4 protein-coding genes are annotated in these 5,530 nt (G+C 33.1%); 3 read left to right on the top strand and 1 reads right to left on the bottom strand.

Going from position 1 to position 5,530, the window contains the following annotated elements; genetic code table 11:
- The first annotated feature begins 500 nt into the window (after nucleotides 1–500).
- Nucleotides 501–1,748, top strand: coding sequence for a DUF4153 domain-containing protein (locus ABH960_RS29395; RefSeq protein WP_404449958.1), 1,248 nt, complete (start codon nucleotides 501–503; stop codon nucleotides 1,746–1,748).
- Between the two features lie 122 nt (nucleotides 1,749–1,870).
- Here the strand turns inward: ABH960_RS29395 and ABH960_RS29400 are convergent, their stop codons facing one another.
- The gene (locus tag ABH960_RS29400; RefSeq protein ID WP_404449960.1) at nucleotides 1,871–2,836 is read right to left on the bottom strand and encodes an arsenic resistance protein; all 966 of its coding nucleotides are present in this window, start codon (nucleotides 2,834–2,836) and stop codon (nucleotides 1,871–1,873) included.
- A 293-nt stretch (nucleotides 2,837–3,129) separates the two neighbouring features.
- Between ABH960_RS29400 and ABH960_RS29405 the strand changes: the two genes are divergently transcribed.
- Nucleotides 3,130–3,822: an FMN-dependent NADH-azoreductase gene (locus ABH960_RS29405; protein WP_404449962.1), complete on the top strand. Its 693-nt coding sequence runs from the start codon at nucleotides 3,130–3,132 to the stop codon at nucleotides 3,820–3,822.
- A 236-nt stretch (nucleotides 3,823–4,058) separates the two neighbouring features.
- Nucleotides 4,059–5,417 (top strand): branched-chain amino acid transport system II carrier protein, encoded by a 1,359-nt coding sequence (brnQ, locus tag ABH960_RS29410; protein ID WP_404449964.1) that lies wholly within the window; start codon nucleotides 4,059–4,061, stop codon nucleotides 5,415–5,417.
- The last annotated feature ends 113 nt before the right edge of the window (nucleotides 5,418–5,530 follow it).

A 5,530-nucleotide genomic window follows, 5' to 3' on the forward strand; every position in this document is an offset into this window, starting at 1 on the left:
ATTTAAAAAAGATGACTCCTGTTGGATACAGAAATCATCTTCTTGATGTTGCCTAACTTTTTTCAAAATGTCCTTTACAAAGGGTACAGATTAATTTTATGTCATGCTTTTTTATTTTATAATTACAGAGTTTTGTATACTAGCACTAAAATTTATTTGAAATAATTGTTTGAAAAGGTGTTATTAAATTGGACGTTTATATCATTTCTTTTATATAAAGGAAAAATAAGAAATTAGAAAATAAAAACAAGCAATGAAGAGAACAGCTGAAAGTAGCTTACACCGATGTTTATAAAAAGTTATAGAGCATTTCTTTGAATGAGGAATGCTTTTTGTTTTTGCTTGGAATGAAAATATACAACAAAAATATTATATAAAATAATAAAATTTTATTGTAAAACAATAAAATATATAATAAAATCAAAATCAGAATAAATAAGTGAGGTGCTTTTTATGGAAAAGGTAACAGCGTTGTTTTTAAAATTAGAGGAGGTATAACTATGGACATTAACAATTTAATTATTGAAAATATTGATACGCCTCATGAGCTGGAGAGAATGTATAGAAAAGACCCGAAAGCTTTTAAAAAATCATTCTCACAAGCATGGGATGAAAACCCTGATTCTCAGGTGCTAGCTACTTGGTATGAAAGATTGCATTTCAAGGAGACGGCAAATAAAGAAAAAATATCGCTGTTTCAAAAAGGTTTCTTATTCATGGGCATGTTAGCTATTCTAGCTGGGATAAGCACTAGAATCATTTTCCACTTTGTCGAGCAGGAAGCAATTGCTCCAATTAACCTGGCTTTTGGTATAATTCCCTTTATCGCTGCCTATTTTGTTTACAATAATACTCCGGAAAAAAGTATTATTTATTTCCTTGCATCGTTATTCCTGATTTCCGGGTTGTATCTTAATATGTTGCCATTAAATTATAAAGACAGCAGTATCCTTGCTTATTTACATCTTCCTATATTGTTATGGGTCTTATTGGGACTTGCGTTTACGGGAAATGAATATTCAAAAGGCAGTACAAGATTAGCTTATATTAAATTTAATTTAGAATATTGTCTTCTCTACGCGAGCATGGCAGTGAGCGGAATGATACTAGCAGTATTCACTATGCGATTATTTAGCTTTGTTGACTTGGATATAGGAGAATTCTATTTTAGTAATGTTGTTTTATTTGGAGCTGCCGCTCTCGCTGTAGTGGCTGCATACTTAGTATCATTGAATCTTAAACTTGCTAAAAATATTACACCATACATATCTAAAATTTTTAGTCCTCTCGTCCTGATCACATTGTTGATCTATCTTATAACGGTTATATGGGTCGGGAAAAATCCGTTCTTGGACCGCAATTTCCTAATGGCCTTCAACGGAATACTCCTTGGTGTACTGGCTGTTACTATATTTTCTATCGTTGAGAGTGATTCAGACGAGAGAAAGAACATTTCAGATTATATAAACTTTGCCTTAATTGTTCTTGCGCTTATTATTGACACTGTCGCATTGTCAGCCATCGTATTCAGACTTTCTTCTTACGGGATTACACCTAATAGACTTGCTGTTTTAGGAGTAAACATACTGATCTGGGCAAATCTAATTTGGATTATGTTTTCCTATATGCGTTTTCTACAAAACAAATCAGGACCGACAGCTATCCAAGATGCCGTTACGAAGTATTTGCCAATCTACGGACTTTGGGCAGCTTTCGTTATATTTACTTTTCCTATAATGTTTAATTAGAAAGGCTTTGTTAATGTAACGACAAGCTAATTTTCTATAACGTATAAAATCCTTAGAGCCGATAAGCAGCGTTAATTCTATAATTTCTCGACAAAAAAAACGTCCCAAAGTAGGACGTTTTTTTATGTGTATTGCTGCTTTTTCTTGATAAGCAATAACACTTGTGAAACACAAGTCAGAACGGGCAACTCAATTAACGGCCCAATCACTAATGCAAGTGCAATAAGAGGCTCGTCTGGAAAAGCTGTTACAGCAATAGCGAGTGCAACAGGCGAGTTTCTCGCTAATGTTGTTAAGCTGAGGCTGACAGTGTCTTCATAGGATAAATGCATAATACGTCCTACAAACTGTCCTAGTATAAAGTTAATTATGAAGAACAGTAATACTGGTATAAGTAACAATAAAACAACATTCATATTTTGTAATAAGTACTTACCTTGTGAGGCAAACATCGCTACTATTGCTAAACTTAAAAATACAATTTGGGAAGAGCTGAAAAATGGAATGAGTTTATTCTCAAGTGTTTCAACTTTTTTCATTTTATGCATAATGAATTTTGTAGCGTGCGCAAGTAAAAATGGTAAGACGATTACGATAACAATACTTTCTACTAAAACAGAAACCGCTACAGTTTTCATTACACCAGCAAATAAAAACAAATAAATTGGCAGCAATAATACTTGTAAAATTAAATTTACCGGTAGAATTGATGTAGATAATGCGACGTTACCTTTTGCGATCTCTGTGAAAATTAAATACCAGTCTGTACACGGAGTAACCATTAACATAATAAAGCCAACCCAAAGTGCTGGGTGATCTGAAAGAAATAATGCGCCTAATCCCCAAGCGAGAAGAGGTGTCCATATAAAGTTAATACCTAGGCTTGTTCCAGCGAATTTTAAATTGCGAAATCCGTTTTTAATTTCTTTTAATGGGATGCTTAGGAATAACCCATATAGCATGAAAAATAAGAAGGGGACAATAAATTTGTCTGAATACATATGTATGATATTAAATTGTCCGAGTACAATGCCGCATGTAACAGCAAAAAGAATAATAAAAGTTTGAATCTTTTCTATAGTGCTCATGAATAAATCCTTTCTAAATATAAATTTCCCTCTTTAAGTTTATTATACAAGTAATAAAGTTGTATTGGCTGTTTAATTGTATTTTAGTTATTATTTTTAATTCGAGATTTTATATTTAATTAAAAGTTACTTGACTAAAGTAAGTGGCTATATTACAATCACTTACATAAGGTAATTAAATAACAAAAAGTTTTAGGTTCCTTAAATGAAGGTATCTATTGGAACTTTTTCTTAGAATAAGAATTTTTATGATGATGAATAATGAATATGAAAAGAAAGATTAGGTGAAGGAAATGGGATTATTTAGCTCATTATTTGGTAAAAAAGAAGAAATTACGAAAGTAGAGGAGAATAAAACAATGTCAAAAGTATTATTTGTAAGAGCAAACGATCGTCCAGCGGAGCAAGCAATTAGTTCAAAAATGTATGAAACATTTGTAAGTGCTTATAAGGAAGCGAATCCGAATACAGAAATTACGGAGTTAGATTTATTCGCATTAGATCTTCCGTATTACGGAAATATCGCTATTTCAGGTGGATATAAACGTAGTCAAGGAATGGAGATAACAGCTGAAGAAGAGAAGGCAGTTGCTACAGTGGATAAGTACTTAAACCAGTTTTTAGAAGCTGAAAAAGTAGTATTTGCATTCCCATTATGGAACTTTACAGTACCAGCACCATTAATCACGTATATTTCATATCTTTCTCAAGCGGGAAAAACGTTTAAATATACAGCGAACGGTCCAGAAGGTTTAGTTGGTGATAAGAAAGTAGTTGTTTTAGGTGCTCGTGGTTCAGATTACTCTTCTGAACAAATGGCTCCTATGGAAATGGCTGTTAATTACGTTACAAACGTACTTGGGTTCTGGGGAATTGCAAATCCAGAGACAGTTGTAATTGAAGGACACAATCAATATCCAGATCGCTCACAGCAAATTGTTGAAGAAGGTTTAGAGAACGTTAAGAAAGTAGCGGCGAAATTTTAATTAATGATAGTAAATGTAAAACCAACATGGATGACCATGTTGGTTTTTTAGTCTGGTTTCCGTGTTAAAAAATGTATATTTATAAAATAAATGAAAAGTTTGAAAATAGTATTGCAAAATATTATATATCAAACTATAATGAGTTCAAGAATAGTTGATACTTAAATTAAATATTCAGAAAATTCAATTAGTTAAAATTGGAAATAAGATAAGGAAATTTGAATGGGGGTTATATTATGGCGAATAAAGTACCGTTTTCGTTCATAGTAGTTATCGGATTAATGTTATTTGCACTATTTTTTGGAGCAGGAAATTTAATATTCCCAGCGATGCTTGGTCAATCGGCAGGAGAGAATGTATGGATTGCTAACGCTGGATTTTTAGTAACAGGAGTAGGTTTACCATTACTAGGTGTATTAGCATTTGGTTTTTCAGGTAAAGATGATTTACAGTCATTAGCAAGTCGTGCTCACCCAGTGTTTGGGATTGTATTTACAACAGTTTTATACTTAGCAATCGGTCCGTTATTTGCAATACCAAGAACGGGAAATGTTTCTTATGAAATTGGTCTTAAGCCGTTTATGCCAGAGGGATTAGGTTCTACACCGTTAATTCTTTTTACAATTATATTCTTTAGTATTACTTGTTTTTTTTCGCTAAATCCTGCGAAAATTGTCGATATTGTTGGAAAAATCTTAACGCCAATTAAATTAACATTCATCGGTATTTTAGTAATCGTTGCTTTTATTCATCCGATTGGAGAAATGCAAGCACCAGTTGAAGGATATACATCACATGCATTTTTCAAAGGATTCCAAGAAGGATACTTAACAATGGACACGCTTGCATCGTTCGTATTTGGGATCATCATTATTAATGCAATTAAAGAAAAAGGTGCGAAAACGAAAACACAAATTATGGTTGTTTGTGCAAAAGCAACACTGATCGCTGCATCTATTTTAGCAATTATTTATACAGCTCTTTCTTATATGGGAGCTTCAAGCGTTGCGAAGCTTGGACATTTAGAAAACGGCGGAGAAGTATTAGCAAAAGTTTCTAACTACTATTTCGGATCATATGGCGGGGTATTATTAGGGTTAATGATTACAGTTGCTTGTTTAACAACAAGTGTGGGACTTGTATCAGCGTGTTCTTCATTTTTCCATAAGCTATTCCCAAATGTTCCTTACAAGGTAATTGCAATTACGTTATGTGTGTTTAGTGCTATTGTTGCAAACGTAGGATTAACACAATTAATCGCAGTTTCTGTTCCAGTATTAACAGCAATTTATCCACTAGCAATCGTGCTGATTTTCTTAACATTCTTCCACTCGTTATTCAAAGGTAGAGCTGAAGTTTATCAAGTGAGCTTAATCGTAACATTTATCATCAGCTTATTCGATGGATTAAGTGCAGCTGGAGTTAACATTGAAGTAGTAAGCCAAGTGTTCACTAAATTCCTTCCGATGCAGGAAGTAGGATTAGGCTGGATCTTCCCAGCGATTATCGGTGGATTTATCGGCTATGGCATTAGCGTTGTAAAAATGAAAAATGGAGTTCACCCAGCAGCTGGTGCGAATAAGAAAATAAGTTAAACAAAAAAAGTTATAGAATTTTAAAATGTACCCTATAGAATAGACACTGAAAAAAAAGTCTATTCTATAGGGTATTTCTTGTATAATGAGAGAAAATTGGGATCGGAGAAAGT

Source organism: Bacillus sp. RC252 (assembly GCF_044909215.1).
Lineage (GTDB): Bacteria > Bacillota > Bacilli > Bacillales > Bacillaceae_G > Bacillus_A > Bacillus_A mycoides.

What these genes read in the sequence shown, in the direction of transcription:
- ABH960_RS29395 (WP_404449958.1), top strand. Translation starts at nt 501, where the DNA reads ATGGACATTAACAATTTAATTATTGAAAATATTGATACGCCTCATGAG.
- ABH960_RS29400 (WP_404449960.1), bottom strand. Translation starts at nt 2,836, where the DNA reads ATGAGCACTATAGAAAAGATTCAAACTTTTATTATTCTTTTTGCTGTT.
- ABH960_RS29405 (WP_404449962.1), top strand. Translation starts at nt 3,130, where the DNA reads ATGGGATTATTTAGCTCATTATTTGGTAAAAAAGAAGAAATTACGAAA.
- brnQ (WP_404449964.1), top strand. Translation starts at nt 4,059, where the DNA reads ATGGCGAATAAAGTACCGTTTTCGTTCATAGTAGTTATCGGATTAATG.